This is a genomic window from Limosilactobacillus fastidiosus (assembly GCF_014145505.1).
Lineage (GTDB): Bacteria > Bacillota > Bacilli > Lactobacillales > Lactobacillaceae > Limosilactobacillus > Limosilactobacillus fastidiosus.
Genome location: NZ_JACIUZ010000044.1, coordinates 208,926 through 231,854, shown reverse-complemented (window position 1 = coordinate 231,854; position 22,929 = coordinate 208,926). Strand labels below are relative to the sequence as shown.

Genomic DNA, 22,929 nt, shown 5'->3' with positions numbered 1-22,929 from the left:
TTCACTATCACTTAAACTAGTGCTCAGGGAGCGACTATCAGATAACGATGTACTCAAACTTGCAGAGGCGCTTGTACTTTGACTAGTTGATAGTGAAGTACTTAAGCTGTCCGAAGTTGAAGTACTTTGACTGAGTGATGTACTCAAGCTCCGTGAAGCACTATCACTGACACTGGTTGATGTTGATTCACTATCACTCAGGGAGCGACTATCAGAAAGCGATGTACTCAAGCTTGCCGAGGCACTTACGCTTTGACTAGTCGATACTGAGGTACTTAAGCTGTCCGAAGTTGAAGCACTTTGACTGAGTGAAGTACTCAAACTTGCTGACGCACTTACGCTTTGACTAGTTGAAATTGAAGTACTTAAGCTATCTGAGGTTGAAGTACTATTACTCAGGCTAGTACTCAAGGAACTACTTGCACTATCACTGACACTGGTTGATGTTGATTCACTTGCACTTAAGCTAGTGCTAAGTGAACGGCTATCGGATAGCGAAGTATTCAAACTTGCGGATACACTCGCACTAACACTAGTTGAAGTACTTGAACTAATACTCAATGACGTTGATTGACTTGCACTTAAACTGGTTGAAGCTGAAGTACTTACGGAATCAGAAGTCGAAGCACTTTGACTAGTCGAAACAGAACTACTCAAACTTGCGGATACACTCGCACTGTTGGATTCAGATACTGAAGTTGATTCACTTGCACTTAATGACTCAGAAATAGATTTACTATCACTGAGACTAATTGATTCAGATTGGCTAGCACTTGCTGAAGCAGAAACCCTTTCACTATCCTCAATCGACTTAGAAGTTGATTCGCTATTCTGGATCGATTCAGAAGTTGAATTCTGTTCACTCTCAGAAATACTCTTGGAGTTAGATTCACTGTCAACAATACTCTTAGAATAAGTTGAGTTAGAAACTGAATCAGCCCTACTAATAGACTGAGATTCAGAAATATATTCACTGTGCATTGAGGCGTTTTCACGGAAATAAACATTGTATGTTTGGTTCTCATAACGAATTGAAGCAAAGTCTGTTGGAACATCACTACTTACAAAAATAAAACCTGTATTTACGTATAGCTGGTTATAATTGTTATAAGCGTCTACAAAATTACTAAGTCCTACTCCACCATCGGATGCTACACCATCATTTTCAAGCCAATTAAGTCCTAATCCTTCAGCACCATATTGAGTTTCAGTTCTCATTAAATATGGAAAACGAGATTCAACTTGATCACCGTCAAGATCAATCCAATTAACAGTTACTGTTGCTTGACTATATTTTTGGCTAGCAATCGAACTGGATGTTGATTGACTAATAGATGAACTGATAGATTGCTGTTCACTATCAACAATACTCTTTGAAGTAGACTCACTATCGACGGTTGACTTAGAAGTACTATTTAAAATCGATGTTGACTGACTTGTAGATGCACTTAAGCTACCCTCATAATTTGCTTTATTAACATATTCAAGTTCATAAGTATCTGGCTTAATAACATTGTTATACTCATTTATTGTTTCTTCACGTATTTGTGCAGGTAACTTACCATTAGCGAGGTTATCATCCGGAATAACATTGCTTATATCAAACACATCGTTATTTACAGTCCCAGTTACCTGTCTTGTATATGGTGCATAATCAGAACCCTTAGGCATAATACCATTCACTGGATCTCCTGCTGCACGATAAAAAGCAACATTATTAGTATTAAGCTTAATTGGTCCAACAGTGCTCTTGAATATAGAACCACCAGGGCCTTTTTGATCAATGCTGATCATCATTTCTGGATTAGTATTTCTTCCCGTGAATAGTTGAAGGTCTTCTACATTATTAATATTAACAGTAGTATCATTAGACGAAGTCCTAATTGCCGCACTATTACTATTAACGCCGGCACCTACTCCACCATTAAAGTTTTCCTCAAAGTTAAGAACGTTAACACCGCTATTCTCAAAGTTAATACCAGAGGAGCAAGTTAAAGACTTCACATTATCAATAGCTGCTTTTTCATATCCATTATCTTGAGCGCCAGATCCAATACCAGTACTACCACCTAAATTAATAGTGTTAGTCCCTTTACCACCTACTCTAATACCACTGCCTGAGTATGATCTAATTCCTACCCAGCTATTCATAGTGTTAATATCTGCATTCTGAATCTGTGAGGAATCAGTAGTATAAATATTATCACCAAGTGCTTGCATATCTACATCAGCACCAGTAATATTCACATGGGCATTTTTACCATTGAGTAGTACATTACCATACTGGTAGTTAATCATATTAACATGTGCACCACTTTCAATATTAAAGTGACTGGTTTTACTGATGTTATCAGCTGTAGCTCGAACATCCCATGCAGCACTTTTATTTTGCAACGTAAGCTCAGCATTCTTAGCTATAGTCATCCCATTACTAGTATAGATTAAACTAGTATCATTTTGAACGGTAGCCATTTTACCAGTCAAGTGTGTCCCCATATCAAACAAGTTAGTTGTGTGTACGCCCTTATAATAATAATCTGGAGTACCTACAATTGTTGTTTTGCCCTTAACAGTAAATGATTTATCCTGTCCAAAAGTATCCATCCAAACAACCGTACCACCAGTAGCAGAAACATTATTGTAGACAAGCTCTTGCTCACCACTTTGCGTTAGACTAATAGCACCATGCTTATTAGCGTTATACAAATTAGCATCGTTTACTGTTACAGTGATCTTCTTTGATTGATCAGTATCATTTGTGTAAACAACATTATTACCAAAGTTAATATCGTAACCATTACCATTGATCGTAAAGTCATGATCCAGGTTCATGTTCCAAATTTGGTTATTGTAGTTAGCGCCAAGATCAATATTATCAGTCAAATCAATGGCAGTAGTTGTCTTATTTTTGATAGCAGTAACAAAGTCTTGAGCGGTACCAACTTTAGTTCCTTCCTGCTCAGTTACGGCATTCTTCTGCGTAAGGTTAGCCTTCAATTGTTGATCATTAACTGTTCCGTTACCAGAAAGTGCAGTTAAGTTCAAAGTTTGAGTAGCTAATGAATCAGCCATTGAATCAGTTGAACCAGAAGTGGAATCACTCGTACTATTTTGGCTATCACTAAGGCTAGTTTGTGTACTGGAACTAGTAGAAGCAGTAGACCTCAAAGTTGACCCAGAATTACTGGAGGAAGTAGAGGTTGACACGGTAGATCCACTCATACTTGAACTGCCTGAAGTAGAAGTGAATGAACTCGTAGAACCACTCATTGTGGAAGTACTGTTGCTTTCTGAAGTTGAAACATTGCTTGTACTCGTTGAAGTAGTACTATTACTGTTTGATTGGAGATTGCTCTCTGAGTAAGTCCGTGATTGACTAGTACTATTCTCAGTTAAACTCTCAACAGTACTTGAGTTTTGATTACTAACAGAAGCGGAAGTTGACTCCGTTTGTGAAGTGGTCCCTAAGACTTGTTCACCATTTAAGTTAGCTTGCTTTTGAACATTCGTGTCAGCAAAGGCATTACCGGTCATCATTGCACTACCGCCAAGGACAGCAGTCATTGCAGATAACCCTTTAATATATGCCTCAGTCGTGTCACTTAATTTACTTTCGTCTAATGCATCTGGGTCAACGTTCTTTGCTTTAACGCTATTCTTATCTTGAACAGCAAGAAGCTTAAAGAAGCGATCCAGAGAACTCATCCAGCCCTGATGTGTCTTGTAAAGTTTTACCTTACTGTCATCAGAATTGAACATCTTCTTTTTATTTCTCCGATTAACCATAAAAAAGCTCCCTCTCTAAAAATAGTTAAGTAAATATAAATAAATTGATTAGGGACAAAATTTATTAAACTCCTATCAAATAATAGCTTATTACTTTTTAACGAAAATGTTAACTCTTTTGGTCGATTTTGTTTATCAGATGTTCATCTTTCTTTTTTACTGTTACCAAGGCGTTTACTTTCTTTTACTTATATGTTTAATCAACCCATTTATGAAAAACCGTCAATCGGTCTATTTAACGGCATTTATTCTTATCCACAAAACAAATAAATAATTCTGATTACAAATTTATTTTTTGATTAAAGCCATTCTTAAAAGAGATATTTATTCTTACTAATTATTTTTTCTAATGACTTTTTTGTCATATGTACAGTAACTTATAGACTGTTCAGCCACATTTGAATAAAAAATAAAGAATCCATTTTTCAATCGATAATTACTGTAAATATAAAAGGAGCCAGAAGGATTTACTTTCTGGCTCCAATTTTAGAGAATTATCTAATTGTTGGTTGGTATTTTACACTAACCTTTCTACCATTTTGCATAAAAACACAAACCGTTTGCGGATCAACAGTTCCCTTAAACGAACGTTCTGGATAGTAAGTAATCATCCCCGTATCGGTTTCAATCTCTGCCTCACCGATTCGCTCACCATTAGCTGTTATTTCTATTACCGTTGTTGTCTTATTATCTTTCACAAAAACAGCTGGCTGGACTTCTGAGATCTTCATACTTGGCAACTCGTCCTCGCCAATTGCTTCAACTTTTGAGTGTCCTTGTTGACCATCAGAATATGAAATATTTTTTATATCATATTTCACCACGTTAACGCTAAAATCAACCTCATGTGAATCACCGTTTGCGGTTTTTACTAATAACCTTATTGGTGATGTCTGACCGCTAAATCCATCAGCAGCTTCAAAATGAATCTTATTTCCCTGGGTAAGGGTAAAGGTATTCACCCCGCCACCGAGTAATTTTTGTTTTAAAACCTTAGCGGGATTTTCTTGACCATTAACAATAAAGCTTAGCTTCGTTACTGGTAATTCAAGAATCGGCTGACTATCAGGAAGAATTAACCTGCGCGTTTCAATTTGTGGAATGTAGCTAGAATTACTGTACAACAAATTCTTTACCATATTTTGATACTGTTCAATAGATAAATTAGTATATAAAAATGGCGTTATCGTTGTATTACTAAGTACGATCTTCCGTTGCAAATGATACTGAGGAAGGAAAATATTTGGTTGATACTGGAAAAAGCTAACCCGAGCAAATTCATCATTAGAAATAATATATACTGGAGCAATTTTTCCTTGATATTGAGGATCGTTACTATAAAAAGTAACTTTTAATTTAAATAGATTATCAATTGCGGTAAAGGTTAATTGATACGTTCCAATAATTGCATTCGCTATTAACTGACCATTTTTATCTGCTTTAAGTGCTGGCAAAGTTGCAATCGCTTGTTGGACATTATCACGCTTAAATGAAATAAATTGTGTTCGTTGTGGCTCATTAAGGTAAGGAGATGGACTTAGCGCAAATGAAGTTTTTACTCCTTGATCATTATGGATATCAATCGTCTTCTCTTGACTTTGCGTTCCTAACAAGCCAAAGCTCTGCTGGTACCCACCAATATATGTGTCAGCCAAGTACAGTTCTTCGTTCCGTCCCTCATTCATCATTACAGTCGGATCAAAGCTTGTAATTTGGTTTCCCTTCTGATCAAGTAATACTCCTTGAGGTGCCTTAAGGCTGATTGAATTATAGCTCCCATCTGGATTTGGCGAAAATGTAACAGTCTGAATAGGGTGCTTCATATCTCCACTAACTGAATTAATGATAAGTGAGTTATTAATTTTACCTGCGTTATGATTAGCTTTAGTATCAGTCTTATCAGCAAGAGCAGTATTACCATTAATTTTTGGAGAAGCTGACCAATCAGCCACATTATTGAGGTTTGTATTCTTTTGTTGATCGTAATCGGTCATTTTTCATCTCTCCCGCAATCCTTTCACTGATAATTTTAAGGTCTACTCAGTATTATTTTCACCTCAAATATTAGACTCTTCACATCAATTTTTCAAGCGTCTTGTTAAAAAAATAACAATATTTTTTATCGGATGTTAAAGCGAGAAAAAGGCTAAGCAAACATTGTTGCTTAGCCTTTTAGTTCATAAATATAAATATTAAATTGACATTTTAATTATCTCTATTAGTTTATCGATTCATCCTTAAATTCTGGTTGATAATTACACTCAATTTTCTGATGCTCCTCAAGGTAAAGCATAACGGTTAACTGATCTAACTGGCCAGAATAAGTGGTTAATTTTACTAGTTTTATTTCTCCCGTTTCCGGATCGAGCTGAGCTTCACCAACCGTTTGACCATTAGCGGTGATATTCACAATAGTTGTATTATCCCCATCCTTACTAAAGAATGCTTGAACTACGCCAGCCTCCTTTAGTGTTAATCGATCATTCCCAGCTTGAAATGTAACTCGGTCATGATCAGCTGAGTGAACAACTACCGGCCGCAGAATAACTGTTGTGTAATCAACAACATGTTGATCACCATTAACTGTTGTAACTGCTAATTTTAATGGATCCGTTTTCCCGCTGAAATTCTTAGCTGGGACTACATCAATTTTATTACCGTTGATCTTGAAGAGGTTATTTTCACCATTTATTGAAAATTGCTTCAACTTCGAAGCTGCTGATTTTTTACCATTAACAATAAAGTGGATGACCTTAACTGGAATTTCTAAATATGGATGACCAGCATCATCACTACCCTTTTTTACAATAACTTGATCAGAATTATTTTTTTCTACAGCAGGATTAACTAACGCAGGGATTGGGGACTGGCTAACTGAAACAGTCTGAATCTTTCTTCCAGCAGAAGTAGTTTCTGATCTGGTAATCGTTGGTTCTATTGATAACTCTTCATGTGCACTTACGGATGAACGAGTTTCTCCTTGTTTCTGAAGCATCATCTTGTATTCAGCAAGGCTCATCTTGGTCCGTATGGAAAGTGGCTGTCCCACTCCCGTCATTGTCGTTACCGTATTAGCAACGAAGCTTTCTTTATCATCTGGTAATTCTTCTTTAGTAAATTGATTTTCCATAATATTACCACTCCACTTCGCTAAATGATTGTCACAGTTACCCATTTTATAATCCAATTATAACTATAAAATTGGCAAAATTACCTAGCAAATTCCAAACAGCTTAAAACTCCCGGAGCGCATCTCCTAAGAACTTCCAATAGTCCAACAGGAGCGACATATCAACCACACTTAAGTCATCAAGGCCAAGTTTGGTCATGTCGTTGAGGCTTACCCGGAGAATATTTAAGAAACTCGTCATCCGGACAATCTTGCCCTGCTGGATCTTAGGGATTCGTTCAAGGATAGATGACTGTAATTGCTGTAGGATTCCGTCATAGAAACCGGCTTTATCAGTCGCCTGAATTGGCATAGCATCAAAGATCTCCTCGCTTTGTTGAGAGAAAGACTGATACCACTGGTCCATTGCAGTCCAGTAAAGCTGGTACAACCGTTGATCCTCGGCAGTTCCGTGTTCTGGACGGTAACGATTAACTGCCTTCCACTGGGCAAGGATTTCAAGATACAATGACTCATGCTGGGTCCATACTTGGTCCTCACGGGTTGCGGTAATCCAATGCTGCATATCATCGATCAATTTTTGCGGATTGATGTTCTGGTTCACTCCAAAAACTCCTTTCGGGATTAAATGATTCGTCACTACTTACCACGACTAAAGAATTGGGCTGCTTTAATAGCCCGTTGCCAGCCCTGGTAAAGTTGGTTTGCTTGATCTTCAGCCATCTGAGGCATAAATTCATCCCCAATTTTAGAGAGCTTCTTCACTTCATCTTGGTCATGCCAAAAGTCGACGGCCAAGCCCGCAAGAAATGCTGCTCCCAAGGCAGTTGTTTCTTCCATAGCTGCCCGTCTAATTGGGGTTTGTAGAATATCAGCTTGGAACTGCATCATGAAGTTATTCCGTGATGCTCCACCGTTAACGGTTAATGCTTTCAGTGGCAATTGAGTATCCTTGACCATTGTATCAACAACATCGCGAGTCTGATAGGCAATTGCTTCCAAGGTTGCCCGAATAATGTGACCACGGTTGGTTCCCCGAGTCAGACCAAACATTGCTCCCCGAACTTCCTGATCCCAGTATGGTGCTCCTAGTCCAGTAAATGATGGAACAACGTAAACCCCACCAGTGGTTTTGGCATCGACGGCCATTTGTTCTGACGCACTAGCATGTTCAAAAAGTTGTAGACCATCACGCAACCATTGAACGGCGGAACCAGCAACAAAGATACTCCCTTCCAGGGCATAGTGGGTTTCTCCGTTGATTCCATAGGCGATCGTTGTCAGTAAACCGTTATTAGACAAGGTGGGCTCCAAGCCAGTATTCATCACAATAAACGCCCCGGTTCCATAAGTATTCTTGACCGAACCCTTTTCGTAAGCCGCTTGACCAAAGAGAGCCGCCTGCTGATCCCCAGCAATGCCGGCAATTGGGATCTGCACACCGTAGAAGTGATAGTCTCCCGTATAACCATAGATTGCTGAGCTTGGCTTTACCTCTGGTAGCATTGCCTTAGGAATACCCAAAAGTTTCAGGATATCATCATCCCACTTGAGATCATGGATATTAAAAAGCATCGTCCGGCTAGCGTTAGTGACATCCGTTGCGTGGACGCGCCGTCCGGAAAGGTTCCATAGTAACCAGGTATCAATCGTCCCAAAGAGGAGATCACCATTAGCAGCTTTCTCTCGTGCACCCGGAACCTGATCAAGAATCCACTTAATCTTGGTGGCGGCAAAATAGGAATCAATTACCAGTCCCGTCTTCTGGTGGATCACGTCCTTATAGCCGTCCTTGATCAAGGATTCCGCAATCGCACTGGTTTGTTTTGACTGCCAAACGATCGCGTGGTAGATAGGCTTCCCAGTATGGCGATCCCAGATAATCGTGGTTTCCCGCTGGTTGGTAATCCCAATTGAGGCAATCTTATATGGAGGGATTTGTGACTTGATCATTACGTTAGAGATAACCGACTGGACAGCATCCCAGATCTCGAGTGCGTCATGTTCCACCCACCCTGGCTTAGGAAAATATTGGGGGAATTCCTGCTGACTCATAGCTACTTTATTACCATCATGATCAAAGATAATGGCCCTGGTACTAGTCGTTCCTTCGTCAATTGCCATTACATATTGTTGTTCATTCAAAGTAATCATCCTTTTTAAATTAAATCGGGAATCAACCCTCACGAGAACCTGTCATAATTTACGGCTGAAAAAAGAGGCTGGGGGTCATCCAGCCTCTTTACTATTTTAGAGATAATAATGCAACAACGCAGTAGCTATCCGGCAGTTAAAATTCCAATAATAAATCAGCATTCCAACTCCCGTGCCATTTTTGCGGAGGTGGGACAATGAACTAGACGAGCTATTTTTATCCCTCTCTCATCTCCAAATGTTATAGAATCTCATCGCGAGAAACCTAACAGGCTGACTTTTATCATGTCAGGTCTGCAACGGCTATTCCCGTTGTTTTATCTTACTTGTCGCTAACCATCTTGCCGGCTACACTGTAACGATCCTTCCGCATTTCATTCAATACGATGTGGATCCGTTCAGCTGGAACATTAGCGTCTTTAGAAATAGCAGCGGTAACGTCCTTAACCAAGGCCTTTAGTTGTTCATCAGTTCGTCCTTCAAGTAAGTCAATATGTACTAACGGCATCTGTGTGCCCTCCCTTGTTCAATTTCTTTAATCTTACCATATCACCAAGTGTCCGGCAATCATTCTTCTTAACCACGACGGCCAAGTCGTTGTCGAACCTCCTTCACAATTTCATACGGTCCGGTGTAAAGAATGTGGTCACCGTATTCAAGAACGGTATCGCCATTTGGTGAAATTGGTTTATGCTTCCGGTAAATCCGGCTAATCGTAATTTGGTTAATTAGTGGTAGTTCGTGTAATTCAGCCCCTACATAACGCCGGTTATGAATTGTTACTTCAAACAATCCTGCCCGCGCACTCATTAACATCTCAAAGACTGATGGCGATTCAATAAGCGACCGGAGAACACTATTTTGGACAACGTAACTATTAAAGACTTCGACCCCCATACGGTGTAGCTCGTTCATATGGTCAACGGCCGTTTGAGGATTTTGGACGCTTGCGATAATTCGCTTAACCCCATGATTCTTCGCTAATTTAGCCAACCGGTAATTTTTCTCATCCTTCCGGAAACCAAGGACCATCACATCAGCATCAAAGTAGTTTCCTTTTTCAAGAACTGCTTCATCAATCTCTGGGAAGTATTTCAAGTCGTCAACCTCACTATTGAAAGTCTTATAGTTATCTTCCTGGTCTGTCAGCATCCGGACATCATACCAGTTATGCGACAACTGCTGAGCAACCGGGACAGTTAAAACATTGCTTCCAATGATCACGATCCGTTCCTTAACGAGGTCTTCTTTAGCCAACTTGTAAGTTGAATTAAAGATAATTGGCGCAATGATACAAACAATCACCGCGGCTAGGACAAAGGCAGCCGATTGACTACTAGTAATTGCGTGGAGATTTTGAGCAACTTGTAGCGATGGCAAGACCAATGTAATCGTCGTTACCGTTAGAAAACCACCCGCAAAAGAATTCCGCCCGTTAAAACGCCGTCGGTAAACCAAAACGGTCGGCAACTTAGCAACGATAAAGCAGAAAACCAGAACTGGGATCAATGCTAAGGCCGTCTTATTAGCGAATAATGATTTCAGATCAAGACGCACCCCAGTCATGATAAAGAAGACTGGAATGAAGAAGCCGTAACCGATCGAAGTTAGTTTTTCCTGAGTAGCCTCACTTGGTTCAAGAAGCTTCATGACCATTCCGGCAAGGAAGGCCCCCAAGATATTTTCCGCACCAACCGTTTCAGCAACGGTAACTAAAGTAAAGATCAGGAAGAAGGCCAGGCGAATATCAAGCTGGGTCGTAGCCTTAGAAACCTTATTGAACCAGATGTACGGCTGCTGAAACCGTCGCAAGAGGATAATTGCCGCCAGAAAGAGGAGGACAATTAACCAGAGGCGACCAGCATTATGACCGTAGATTGAGGCGTAAAAGGTAAGCGCAATCATTGGAACTACTTCACCCAAAACCGCCGTTAACAAAATCGTTTGCCCCATTGGTCGACTCAAGATTTCCTTTTCCTTCAGAGTCGCAATGACCACTCCCAAGGCCACTGTTGAGAAGAGAATTGTCCCTAAGAGGATGTCCGAAAACAGTCCCATAAAGTGGAGGATGGCCCCCAATAGGAACGCAGTAATGATGACGCAGGTAAAGCTAAGGGCGGCCATCGATACCGGTGAATTAGCTGTCCGTTTCTGTCCGGGTATTTTTTTGAAGAGATCAAAGTTAATCTCCATCCCGGATAAGAACATTAACAGAATCACTCCAAGGCTAGACAGGAGGTGCAGGTAACCTGTTTCTTGGACAACATTAAATGCACTCTTTCCCAAAAGAATCCCGATGACGATTTCCGCAACCGCAGTCGGGATACTTGAAACCTTGAAGCGGGCCATCACGATTGGAATTATCAGTGCGGCCAACATCACAATCAATAGTGATAGTTGTTGCATGTTTAACCTTCTCTCTTGTAAATAATTATCTTATTATATGATCTTTTTATGGGGAACTCCAGAAACTATTCAAGCTGGGAATTCACCCTTTAGTGAGTCTAATTGGCTAACCTAAAATAATGAAGATTGATGATATATTAATATTTAAAATATAGAATGCTTTTTCTAACCTTTGCTAAACAGTGAGGTATAATTGAGACAACGACCGTAAGGATAGTGTCACTGTCTCTCAAAACGGTGAGATAAATTAATTTAAAAGGGGTTTAAATATGCCAAACAAATTATCCGCATGTACGAGTATTTTGATTGGAAAAAAAGCCAGTATTGATGGCTCAATTATGGTTGGGCGAAACGAGGATGCTAAGGCTGCCTGGCCAAAGCACATGGTGATTCACCCTCATGGCGCAGTTCCCCGAAAATTCATTTCAAAGGAAACTAAGCTTGAGATTGACTTACCCGACGATAGTGCCCGTTATTCTGCCACTCCAGAATGGACGGACAAGTATGGACTGTTCGAGGAAGACGGAATTAACGAATACGGCGTTGCGATGAGCGCAACTGAAAGTGCTTACTCAAACAGTTTGGTTCTTGGTGCTGATCCGCTAGTAAAGAACGGTTTAAATGAGGAAGCAATGGTTACCGTTGTCTTGCCATTTGTAAAAACCGCCCGTGAAGGAGCCCTCCGTCTAGGCAGTCTAATTGCCAAGTATGGGACTGGCGAGACAAACGGGGTTTTATTTGCTGACGATAATGAAGCCTGGTACTTTGAAACCGGTGCGGGACACTACTGGGTTGCTCAACGAATCCCGGATGATTGTTACGCGGTAGTTGCTAACCAACTAGCAATTCAAGAAATTGACTTTAACGATCCGGAAAATTTCATGTTCCACCCCGGAATCCAAGAGTTCGTGGAGCAGAATCACCTGAACCCTGATCCCACAACGTTTAATTTCCGCAAAATTTTTGGAACCGCTGACCGCTCAGACGCGATCTATAGTGAACCACGGGTATGGATTGGCCACCAGATGTTCAGTCCAAGTCAAGCCAGCAGTGAAACTCCAGAATCAACCGAATTACCATTCCTGATGAAGCCAGATCGTTTACTTTCAGTCATTGATGCGCAAAACTACTTAAGCAACCACTATGAAGGAACCGAATTTGATCCTCTCACTGATGGTCCAAATGCTCATAAGTACCGACCAATCAGCTTAGCAAAAACCCAAGAATCACACATTCTGCAGACTGGCCGAAAAGGACCAAGCATTCACTGGCTTGCCATGGGAGTTGCTAACGAAAGTACCTATGTACCATTCTTTAATGGGATCACGAAGCTCCCAGCTCCCTATGGTCGCGGAAAACTACCAGCTCAATTAAATTCAGCTTACTGGATCTTCAAACATGCTAGTGTGCTAGTTGATAGCCACCTCCACGACTTTTTGCCCCTTCTTCGGGATGTTCAAAAGGAACGGAACAGTGCTGCACAAAAGCTCATTCGGGAAACGGACGAGAAAGTACCAACGTTACATGGGGATGCCTTAACCAACTTTTTGAATGCCCAAAGCGACAAATTCGCTACCGATACCCTAACGGCTTACAAGAACTTAGCTCTAGAATTAATTACTAAGATGACCGATTATTGTGAATTGAATTTTAAGACGGATGAGAATCTGTAACGAAATTAAGTTGAAGTGCTGAGAGATTGATCATCGGCACTTTTTTGGTTTAAATAAAATAACCAGTAACTCCTCAATATAAGTTACTGGTTATTCTTAATCTTTAGTGTTTCTCGGCTCCTAGGTCGCGGCTCTGCTCACCCCACCGGAAACTCTTTGGGGCGAAAACATTTTACTTATCCAATACAATATCAGATGGCTTTACTTCGCTACCAAAGTAAGGCTTAAGTTGGCTGTTGTAGTCTTGAGTGAAGAAGCCTTTCTTAGTTAACTCAGTGATCTCCTTGTTGGACCAATCGAGGAGCGACTTATTACCTTTCTTCACAGCTGGAGAAACGTATTGTTTAGGACCGATGCTCTTGATACCAACCGTGTACTTTGGGTTCTTCTTTACCCAAGCATAGAGGTAAGAGTTATCATCGGCCAAAGCAACGGCACGGTTATTCTTCAGAGCATTAAACTGTTGTGTCTTAGAATCAAACTTCAAGAGTTGAACACTAGGTTGCTTACTGGTGAAGTAGTTTTCAGCAGTAGTTCCCTTGGTAACAATGACCTTTTTGCCTTTCAATTGACTAACCTTGGTGATGGCCTTCTTCTTTGGTGAAACAACACCAACGGAAACCTTCATATAAGGCTTAGCAAAGTCAACGACTTTCTTCCGTTCAGGAGTAACGGTGAAGTTAGCCAAAACAATATCGGCCTTATTAGAATTCAAAGTATCTACCCGGTTATTGGCGTTAACTTGAATGAACTTCGGCTTTACTCCAAGGTCCTTGGCCATTTGACGGGCTAATTCAACATCATAACCAACCCGCTTACCATCTTTATTTACCCAACCATATGGCGGTAAATCACCAAAAACTGCCACCCGCAGTGTCCCCCGTTTCTTAATGGCGGAAACAGAACTTGAGTTACTTTCGGCACTAACCGTAGTTGGCTTAACATAGCTTGCTCCGGCAAACAAAGCAACTGCTCCTACTATTGTAAAAGCACCAGCAATAATTTTCTTCCAATTAATTTTCTTCATCTTAATTCTTCCTTCCTAAAATTCCATACTTGATAAGAATTCCGCTGCTCTCGTGGTCTGTGGACGTTCAAAGAATTGCTTTCCTGGGGTTTCTTCCAAGATACGACCGTTCTCTAAAAAAAGCACCCGGTCCGCAATCTTGGCGGCAAAGTTCATTTCGTGAGTCACAATAATCATTGTCATGTGATCCTGATCAGATAACTCCCTAATGATTTCGAGAACTCCGCGGACCATTTCGGGATCTAATGAGGCGGTTACTTCATCAAAAAGCATCAATTCGGGATGCATTGCTAACGCCCGAACAATGGCAATCCGCTGCTTTTGTCCACCGGATAGTTGCCGGGGGTAAGAATTAGCTTGGTCGGCAAGATCAACCCGTTCCAAGAGTTCCATCGCTTCCTTTTTAATATCCGCGCGGTTCCGTCCTTGGACTTTAGTTGGAGCCAGAAGAATGTTATCCAAGACGGTCAAGTTAGGAAAAAGATCGTAACTTTGGAAAACCATCCCGATTTTTTGACGCAACTTCTGCCACTCCTTCGGGGCCGGATTGATTTTCTTTCCTTTAAAGTAAATACTTCCTTCTCGGAACGGTTCAAGACCATTAAGCGTTCTAATCAAGGTACTCTTTCCTGAACCAGATGGCCCAAGGAGGGTCACTACCTCACCTTTTTTGAGCTCAAAGTTAATGTCATGAAGCGCTTGCCAATCCCCATAAAACTTATTTAAATGTTCAACTTTTAGAATTTCTTCCGTCATAATTCCACCTACCTATTTTTGTTCTGCCTTTGCGGTTAAGTGCTTTGACCATAGTGATAATGGGTAATCAACGATAAAGTAGAGGATAAAGATTAACCCGTACACCCAGAAGATTCCAGTCGGGTGCGTCTGGCTATTCGCCTCAATAATCTGCTGACCGACATTGATTACATCCATAACACTAATCATCAGTAACAGCGAGGTTGTCTTGATCACTCGGGTAGCCAAGTTAATAGTTGCCGGCAATTCAAGCTGGATTGCTTGGGGAAGCAGGACATAGAGGAAAAGCTGCCATTGGTTCAGCCCCAACGCTAGGCCAGATTCTCGCTGGTGTTGGGGAACGGATTCAAGCGCTCCCCGAACGATATCTCCAAATTCGGCAGCGACCCATAGAGAGAAGGCTAAGACTGCCATCCAAGTTGCCGGGAGATTAATATCAAATTGCCGAGGCAAGATGTAGTAAACCAGGAATAAGAGGACCACCGTTGGCACAATCCGGAAAAATTCAAGGTATAACAAGAGAATAAAACGAATAATCCGACTCCGCATAGTCCGCAGAAGGCCAAAGATTGTCCCAATCAAAAGGCCAATCACTAGGGAAACAACCGCGATCCAAACCGATGTCCATAGACCACCCATTAGTCGAGCAAAGTTCGTTCCTTCAAAGAGAACACTAATCCCCGAATGCGCCATAACGGACCCTCCTTTCAAGCCAATCAAGTAGTAAGATTACTGGAATCATGATAATTGCATAGGCGATTACCAACATCAACAAGTATTCGTTGGACCGGTAGTACATTCCAATCAAGTCCAAGGCGGTGTTGGTTAGTTCCGGAATGGCGATCACAGAGAAGATTGATGTTTCCTTAATCAGGAAAATAATGTTCGCTGCCAATGCCGGAACACTCAACGATAGGCCTTGGGGCAAGACAACGTACCGGGCAAGTTGGTACTGGTTCATCCCCAGTGCCTCTCCCGCGTCAATCTGCGTTTGACTCACCCCGTTGAAACCACCGGTAAATCCCTCAGCCATGTATGCACCACCGAGGAAAATCAAACCGATAATCCCACAGGTCTCAGCCGTCATCTTAATCCCCATTACCGGAAAAGCATAATACAAGAAAAATAACTGAATTAATAAAGGGGTATTCCGTGCCACTTCAACGTAAGCTCCGAATACCTGATGTAATACTGGGATCCGGAAATACTGAATCAAACTCGTAATGATACCAACAATAATCGATCCAACAATCCCGATCAATGAAAGCCACAGGGTCAATTTAAATCCCTGGACAAAATTTGGTAGGCTTTGCTGGATTATCGTCCAATCCATCGATAGATCATCCTCTCTCATTTTTACCGCGAAGCCAAAATAAAAAAGGCTCACAATTCCAAATCCAGAATTGTAAGCCTAGTTTATGGGCAGTTAAAATAAATACTTATCTCAACCATTTACTAGAGTACAAATTACTGAATTTTTCCACACCAAAAGTCTTGTTACAAGCACTGCAACAAGCAAAACAAACTGCTTTTGGCATGGCAAAACTCTGCATAATCTGAACTCCCTTCGTGATTAATTACCTAAATTCTACATGATAATTACCAAAAGTCAATAGGAACAACTAACTTTTTGTAAGTTTTAGTGTCTACTAACTATTTAACATTGCTAAAAGCTAGAAAAAACTTATTAATGAAGTCAAAAGGACAATAATCAAAATAATCCCCATGATAATTTTAGCAGAACTAAATTTCTCAGGTTTCTTAGCATATGCCTTCCGATGTTCCTTTTCAACATGATTTAGCCGATCAAGAGCATGTTTCGCTACCATTGATTCATTATTATCTTGCTTTGCCATCTGTTATCGCCCCAATCACTTCACTATACTGCTCAACAGTAGCATCATTAGCATATTCGCGTTGAGTATCAATCAATTTTTTCATTAAGGCTGGCTTGAGTAATGCCGCCAAGATCGTTTGCGTCATCTGTGGTACCTGATTAAGCTCAAAGATATTTTGTGGAGCAACAAATTGCGGCTCATGAATGGTATTCTTAAAACCAAGAATTAGCATATTTTGTTCAAATGCCGCCCGAACACTATCCAAGATTTCGCTTCCATGGTTGATATCAAGATAAATATCACAATCTTTTAATAGCTGCAATGCTCGTTTCCGACTAACATTTGGATAAACTTCAACGTTCGGTCGTTCACCAAATGCTAACAGCTTTCCGGACATTTCTGTTACTGCAGCAATCCGGAATTCAATGTTTGGCATCCCCCTTACTAATTGATCTAAATTTTCAATTTGATCAGAATTAGTCATAATTAAAATCCGGGGTTGTAATTTATTTCCACGTGGATGAGGATAAATCATCCCCAAGTAATGGAGATCGTCAACATTCCCTGTTCCTTTAGGGAATAGTTCTCGCCGGCGAACCCAATCACGGTGTTTCTGGAATACAATATGTTTTGTCCGTGTCCGGTTATTAAGAAGATATTGCATATTTCCGGGAATTGTTGTCCCAGTATCTTCATTCCAAAATAAGGTATCTGTCCCACCAGTTGGTAGTTCATCCATTACCCATAACGGATGACTAAGTGAGTTATAGAAAACATGATCTAAATTGTATTTCCGGAATTGCAAATAAAAAGTCGTAAATTTCGCTAATGATGTAAAGTGACGGTGGAGTCCCTTAATATCCAAGAAAAGATCTTCAGCCGTAAAGTTCCACTCAATCACAACCTGACCGTGACTATTGAAGTATTTTCGGTAAGTTGCCTTGCCCTCATAATAGTAGGTCTTCGCAAAGAGGTGCCCATGATTGTTGTAATGGTCAACCCATGATACCGTTCCAATATCATTAAACCATTGAACCTCTTTAACAAAGCGAGAATTATCAGTTGCACTATAAATAATCCGTGCTTTCATTTGATCTAAATTATAAATTTGGCCGCTTTCTCCAGTACTCAGGATCCGCCAGTAACGCGGAATTTTAAGCTGATTAAAGTAAAGCGGATCATCTCCATCATCTAAATCACAAAAATACTTAAATGGCGAATCAACATCATCAGGTAAAAAGCCATTATCAATCATTGCTACTGATGGAATCTTAATTTTAGCCATTTTTTGTGAAAAAAGAAAGTCACGGGAACTACCATCATATTTTTCAAATAGGTTAATCATTCTTCAATTCCTCCAATAGCTTCCCCCAACGCTTAACGACATTATCAGTCAAGTATGGCTCGGCTAATTCATATGAACGTTGAATGAACTTTACTTGATCTGCTTTAGTAAAGAGTTTGACGACCGCTTCAGCCAAAAGATTAACCTTCTTATCGTCACTCCAGTCTTGAGCATACGGTAATAGGTAGCCATTTTTACCATCATCTATAAAAGTCTGATTACCATACGGAACATCAAAACCAATCATTGGTAATCCGGAACCAACTGCTTCAAGCAAGCTCAAGCCAAATCCTTCACTTGTCGAACCGGCAATGTAGGCAGCATACTTCTGATAAACAGTAGTTAAATCATGCTGTCCCATAAGGCGAATATATGACTGGGCCTTATACTGGTTAATCAATTGACTCAAGCGCCCTCTTTCACCACCCTGCCCATAAATATCAAGTGTCACATCTGATATTTCTTGGTGAGCTTTTACAACCGCTTTGATCAACCAGTCAACATGCTTTTCAGTTGCCAACCGTGATGCTGTGATTAATGAATGTTGCTTCCGTTTAGTTGTGGGGTGGGTTAACTTCTTAAGGTTACCCACTGGAATCGTTGTAACATTTGGCTGAACATTTTGATATTGCTTAAACTGTTTTTTCAACAAATCACGTTGTTTATCGGTCGCAACGATAAAACTAGCAACATCTTTAGTGTGGGTGAATTGATACTCATAGAAGTTGTTCCATAAAACATTTTTCTTGGTAGTATAGTGATCATCATAGTGATCCGCATGAACAACGATTACCAACTTAGCAGGATTATGATGTTCAAAAATTAATTGACCATTAATCAAGATATTTCCATCATCTTCTCGATCAAGAATAATGGTATCTTCCTTGGTTAACTTTAATTGTTTCAACATTTCTAAATAAAGATCGTTCTTTGAATAGTAGATCTTATCAGGAAATTCAAAGACCTCATGTTGTCCCCGAACATGTTGAGTATAGGCAACACTACCATCTTCATTGTAAAAATCACGGTGGGTAACCTGATTATTATCTTTGACCCCATTATAATATTCAGTTGCGTACTTTGTGTAGGAGTAAAAATCACGTTTAACCATCACTCCGTTAGCAACATAGGACACCTGATCAATCGTTTTCTTTTCCTGATCATGAAAACGAACATTAATCGATAGTCCTTCATTAGCTAAAGTATAGAAATAGTTTTTGCCACCATTAAGTTTCTCCCGTTTAGCATTCCGTTCCTTGAGGTTAATCGCTCTCTCAAACTTACTCAACGGGTAATCAGATGGAGCAATTCGTACGTTAGTAAAAAAATTATAGAACCAGATAATCTCATCATCAGAATAACCAAGGTTCCTCGTCAGATCCTCAATGTTGTTGGCTAAGATTAGATCTGAAAAGATAAATTTAGCAGGTACATTTAATTTCCGTAAAGACTGAGCCCGGTAAGCCTGAGCGTATTCCACCCCACTACTTGCCCAACCAATCCCAAGGTTGACATTATATACAGTCATCTAATCATCCTCCCGTATAACTAGTTAAAACTAACCACAAGTTGGTTCTTCTTATTTAACTTAATCCGACTTAGTAGTAAGTTATCAACCGCTTTTTTCCGTGCTTCACGAAGCATGTTTTGGTAAGAGTTAAAAGCCTTTACTTGATATACATAACCGGGATCACGACCAGCCAGTGACCATGGTTCAACAATAATCCGTAAATCATTAAGGTAATTGACCTGATCAGTCCAGCAACTATCCAGCGCGGTTAATAGAGCTGCACGATAAAACTGGTTTAACTGCTCCGTATTGATCAAGGTTTTGTACTTCTCCTTTAAAATATCAGTACACAAGCCTTCTAAGTATTTCTTTAATTCCTTACGGTTATACATTAGATTATCCGGAACTTTAATTTCCTTATATGTAAAGTGCTCATTAATCAAGCGTTGCAACTGACTGGGAGTCCATTCAGGCTGTGTATTTAAGAAATCATCAATTCCTTCGCTTAACCAGTTTCCGACAGTCCGCTCTAACCGAGTATTATTCATCAACTTTTCCCGTTCTTTATAAAATTGGGTCCGTTGAATTCGTAATGCTACCTCATACTTATTCGTCTTCTTCCGTGAACGTACTTCACCATCTGCTACCCGACTCTTTAGCATCTCAAGACTAAAACGGATGCGCGGACTCTTCAGTTCCTTCGGCATGGCCCCTTTACGCCGGCTATCAACTAACTTCCGGTACATCTTCTTAAAGCGCTTCGTACTTGCCTTAGCAATATAGCTATCTTCAAGGGAAATATAGAATTGGCTCGACCCCGGATCTCCCTGCCGACCTGCACGACCTGCAAGTTGTAATTTGACTCGTTCTGGAAGCATCTCAGTCCCAATAACCGCAAGGCCACCTTTTTCCTTAACACCGGGGCCTAATTTAATATCAGTTCCCCGTCCAGCCATGTTAGTTGCAACCGTTACGGCTCCAGGCTGACCCGCATCCTTAATAATTGCAGCTTCCCGGGCAATATTAAAGGCATTCAGAACGTTATGCGGGATTCCCCGGTCCAACAGTAATTCAGAAATAATTTCAGAATTTTCCACCGAACCAGCAACCAACAGGATTGGTCGTCCTGCCTTATGAAGCGCGATTGCATCATTCAGGGCCTGCATCAATTTTTCCGAAGTTGTTAGGTAAATCTTAGCGGGATAGTCTTTTCGAATAACTGGTTTATGGGTAGGAATTGGAACAACCTTCATATTGTAAACGTTAATAAATTCATCCTCATCACCTTTAACAGTCCCACTCATTCCAGAAATTTTATCGAACAGACTAAAAAGGCTTGGGAACGTAATCGAGGCGGCTGTTTTCTGGTTATCAGTAATCTCCACATGTTCCTTTTGCTCAACCGCTTGGTGAAGACCAGTATTAACTTTAACCCCGTTTTTCAACCGTCCATCAGTTTCATCAAGGAGAATAACCTTCCCCCTTTCAACCAAGTAATCATGACCATTCTTCATGAAATAGTGGGCGCGTAATGCCAAAGCGATGTGACGATATACCTCTCGGCTTTCGTCACCATACAGGTTCCGAATCCGAAAATATTGTTCAGCACGTTGAACTCCGTTATAAGTCAACCAAACTGCCTTGTCACGGCGACGAACAGTAAAGTCACGTTTGGGTACAAGGGTCCGGACAAAGTCATCACATAAGCGGTAAAGGTTAGACTGAAGCATTGGGGCACTTGCAACAACAAACGGTGAGGTTGCCTGGTCCAAAAGAACATCATCCACTTCATCAATAATAACGTAGTGGTAGGGACGCAAGTATTGACCATCTTTATTTGCCGCCAAATTATTGAACAAGTAATCAAACGCTAGGTTACTAGCAGTTGTATACAAGATATCCGAGTTGTACCATTTTCGCTTCTCTTCAGGACGAACTTTTCGGTCCGGATCATCCTTAGGAAAGCCGGTGCTGACTGTTAACCCCATCCATTCATAAACGGGGGCAAGTTGTTCTTCATCCCGTTGGGCCAAATAAGCGTTTGGTGTCACCAAAATTGCTCCTTGCTTACTTAAAGCGTTCAAGTATAAGGCTAAGGTAGCGGTTAGTGTCTTCCCTTCACCAGTTTTCATTTCCGCAATATAACCCTGGTTAAGGACAATCGCCCCCATTACTTGGGTATCATACGGAAACATCTTAAGCACTCGTAAATCAGCCTCACGCATTGCAGCAAAGGCACGTGGAAGAATTTGATCGACAGTTTTCCCGTCAGCTAGTTGCTTCTGAAGAATCTTAGTCTGTGACTTTAGTTCTTCGTCACTCATCTCCCGCATTTTGGGAGCCCACTTATTGACTTTCCGTAATTGACGTTTAACCTCGTGACGTTCAATAGCATCAAGGATCATTTGACTTTCACCCCTCCCCACAAACCATTAATTGCGTGAGTAATAGCATTCCAGTCAGGATCAACAAGGTTAGCATTACTCCATACTGGAATATCTCGGCTTGCATAAATCTCATAGTCAATATGCAACTTATCATCCTGGGTTGCCTCGGTTAATAATAATTTGGTTTGCGGACTCGCTTTATGAACTTTTCGTAAGATCTTATCAAGATCAGCCGATGTGCTAATTAAGTGAGCATAAAGTTGGTTCTGCTGTTCAAGCCAGTGGATAAGCGTTTCAGCCAGATCACCATCATACTGCCAGCCAATACTAATGATCTGTAAGGGGAGACCATTAAGCATCTTTCCAACCGCTTCCCAAGTTTTCTTTACTCGTTTTGGATCGTGCATTACGACAACATTAACGGGTTGATCAGAAGTGGAATTAATTGGTTGATGAAACCACAGATTTTCATGAACATTTCGTGGCAGCTTTGCTGGACAAATCTCAAGTCGTTTAAACCGTAAACTGGTACACCCCGTGTTTACTAAACTAATCTCATAGTGAACTGCGCCAACTGGAAATGTAAACACCTTTTCCAAATTATGAAATTCAAGTCGATTAATTTCCTCACCCTGACCATTGAAAAATACGATCCGCGTAAAAAATCCTTGTGCTGGATCAGAAGAAGCCTTAACGGAAATTCGGTAACGTTGATTAATCCGAAGCAATGGTAATTGGGGAACAATCTTATTTGACTGAAAATTATAAACAGAACTCCATTTAATAATATTCTTTCCTGGAACCATTAATGGATTATTGAAATCCACTTCTTTTTTGGCGGAAATCGTCACTTTGGAACCGTTATAGTAAGTATTCCACGCTGGTCCCCAATACACTTGGTTAATATAACTTTGCAT

General features: G+C 40.6%; 16 protein-coding genes and 1 pseudogene. 1 reads left to right on the top strand and 16 read right to left on the bottom strand.

Annotated features, from left to right (window positions below; all coding sequences use genetic code 11):
* Positions 1-2,625: 2,625 nt before the first annotated feature.
* The 7 genes and pseudogenes from H5R64_RS08730 to H5R64_RS08530 all read right to left on the bottom strand — a co-directional run.
* Positions 2,626-3,759, bottom strand: a pseudogene (locus tag H5R64_RS08730) (serine-rich glycoprotein adhesin); the annotation flags it as partial.
* Between the two features lie 521 nt (positions 3,760-4,280).
* Complete coding sequence (locus H5R64_RS08555; RefSeq protein ID WP_182583353.1) at positions 4,281-5,780, bottom strand: hypothetical protein; 1,500 nt, start codon at positions 5,778-5,780, stop codon at positions 4,281-4,283.
* A 224-nt stretch (positions 5,781-6,004) separates the two neighbouring features.
* The gene (locus tag H5R64_RS08550) at positions 6,005-6,916 is read right to left on the bottom strand and encodes a hypothetical protein (RefSeq protein WP_182581153.1); all 912 of its coding nucleotides are present in this window, start codon (positions 6,914-6,916) and stop codon (positions 6,005-6,007) included.
* 103 nt (positions 6,917-7,019) lie between these two features.
* Positions 7,020-7,520, bottom strand: coding sequence for a hypothetical protein (locus tag H5R64_RS08545; protein ID WP_182581152.1), 501 nt, complete (start codon positions 7,518-7,520; stop codon positions 7,020-7,022).
* A gap of 35 nt (positions 7,521-7,555) precedes the next feature.
* Positions 7,556-9,061 (bottom strand): glycerol kinase GlpK, encoded by a 1,506-nt coding sequence (glpK, locus tag H5R64_RS08540; protein WP_182581151.1) that lies wholly within the window; start codon positions 9,059-9,061, stop codon positions 7,556-7,558.
* 331 nt (positions 9,062-9,392) lie between these two features.
* Positions 9,393-9,578 carry a 2-hydroxymuconate tautomerase gene (locus H5R64_RS08535; protein ID WP_124031687.1) on the bottom strand — a complete coding sequence of 62 codons (186 nt, stop codon included), beginning with the start codon at positions 9,576-9,578 and terminating at the stop codon, positions 9,393-9,395.
* 68 nt (positions 9,579-9,646) lie between these two features.
* A complete protein-coding gene (locus H5R64_RS08530) occupies positions 9,647-11,476 on the bottom strand; it encodes a monovalent cation:proton antiporter family protein (protein WP_182581150.1) in 1,830 nt (609 codons plus the stop codon).
* 269 nt (positions 11,477-11,745) lie between these two features.
* On the opposite strand from H5R64_RS08530, the gene H5R64_RS08525 reads away from it, so the two are divergent.
* Entirely contained in the window at positions 11,746-13,149 is a 1,404-nt protein-coding gene (locus H5R64_RS08525; protein ID WP_182581149.1) for a C69 family dipeptidase, read from the top strand.
* Between the two features lie 172 nt (positions 13,150-13,321).
* Here the strand turns inward: H5R64_RS08525 and H5R64_RS08520 are convergent, their stop codons facing one another.
* The 9 genes from H5R64_RS08520 to asp3 form a co-directional block, all read right to left on the bottom strand.
* Complete coding sequence (locus H5R64_RS08520) at positions 13,322-14,176, bottom strand: transporter substrate-binding domain-containing protein (protein ID WP_182581148.1); 855 nt, start codon at positions 14,174-14,176, stop codon at positions 13,322-13,324.
* Between the two features lie 15 nt (positions 14,177-14,191).
* The gene (locus H5R64_RS08515; protein WP_182583351.1) at positions 14,192-14,932 is read right to left on the bottom strand and encodes an amino acid ABC transporter ATP-binding protein; all 741 of its coding nucleotides are present in this window, start codon (positions 14,930-14,932) and stop codon (positions 14,192-14,194) included.
* A gap of 12 nt (positions 14,933-14,944) precedes the next feature.
* The gene (locus H5R64_RS08510) at positions 14,945-15,625 is read right to left on the bottom strand and encodes an amino acid ABC transporter permease (RefSeq protein WP_182581146.1); all 681 of its coding nucleotides are present in this window, start codon (positions 15,623-15,625) and stop codon (positions 14,945-14,947) included.
* Positions 15,606-16,265: an amino acid ABC transporter permease gene (locus tag H5R64_RS08505; protein ID WP_182581145.1), complete on the bottom strand. Its 660-nt coding sequence runs from the start codon at positions 16,263-16,265 to the stop codon at positions 15,606-15,608. The genes H5R64_RS08510 and H5R64_RS08505 overlap by 20 nt, the downstream gene beginning before the upstream one ends.
* 340 nt (positions 16,266-16,605) lie before the next feature.
* Positions 16,606-16,788: a hypothetical protein gene (locus tag H5R64_RS08500; RefSeq protein WP_182581144.1), complete on the bottom strand. Its 183-nt coding sequence runs from the start codon at positions 16,786-16,788 to the stop codon at positions 16,606-16,608.
* Positions 16,772-18,115, bottom strand: coding sequence for an accessory Sec system glycosylation chaperone GtfB (gtfB, locus tag H5R64_RS08495; protein ID WP_182581143.1), 1,344 nt, complete (start codon positions 18,113-18,115; stop codon positions 16,772-16,774). Before gtfB ends, H5R64_RS08500 begins: the two co-directional genes overlap by 17 nt.
* Positions 18,108-19,643: an accessory Sec system glycosyltransferase GtfA gene (gene gtfA / locus H5R64_RS08490; RefSeq protein WP_182581142.1), complete on the bottom strand. Its 1,536-nt coding sequence runs from the start codon at positions 19,641-19,643 to the stop codon at positions 18,108-18,110. Before gtfA ends, gtfB begins: the two co-directional genes overlap by 8 nt.
* Before the next feature lie 20 nt (positions 19,644-19,663).
* Positions 19,664-22,030: an accessory Sec system translocase SecA2 gene (secA2, locus tag H5R64_RS08485; protein WP_182581141.1), complete on the bottom strand. Its 2,367-nt coding sequence runs from the start codon at positions 22,028-22,030 to the stop codon at positions 19,664-19,666.
* Positions 22,027-22,929 (bottom strand): accessory Sec system protein Asp3, encoded by a 903-nt coding sequence (gene asp3 / locus H5R64_RS08480; protein ID WP_182581140.1) that lies wholly within the window; start codon positions 22,927-22,929, stop codon positions 22,027-22,029. Before asp3 ends, secA2 begins: the two co-directional genes overlap by 4 nt.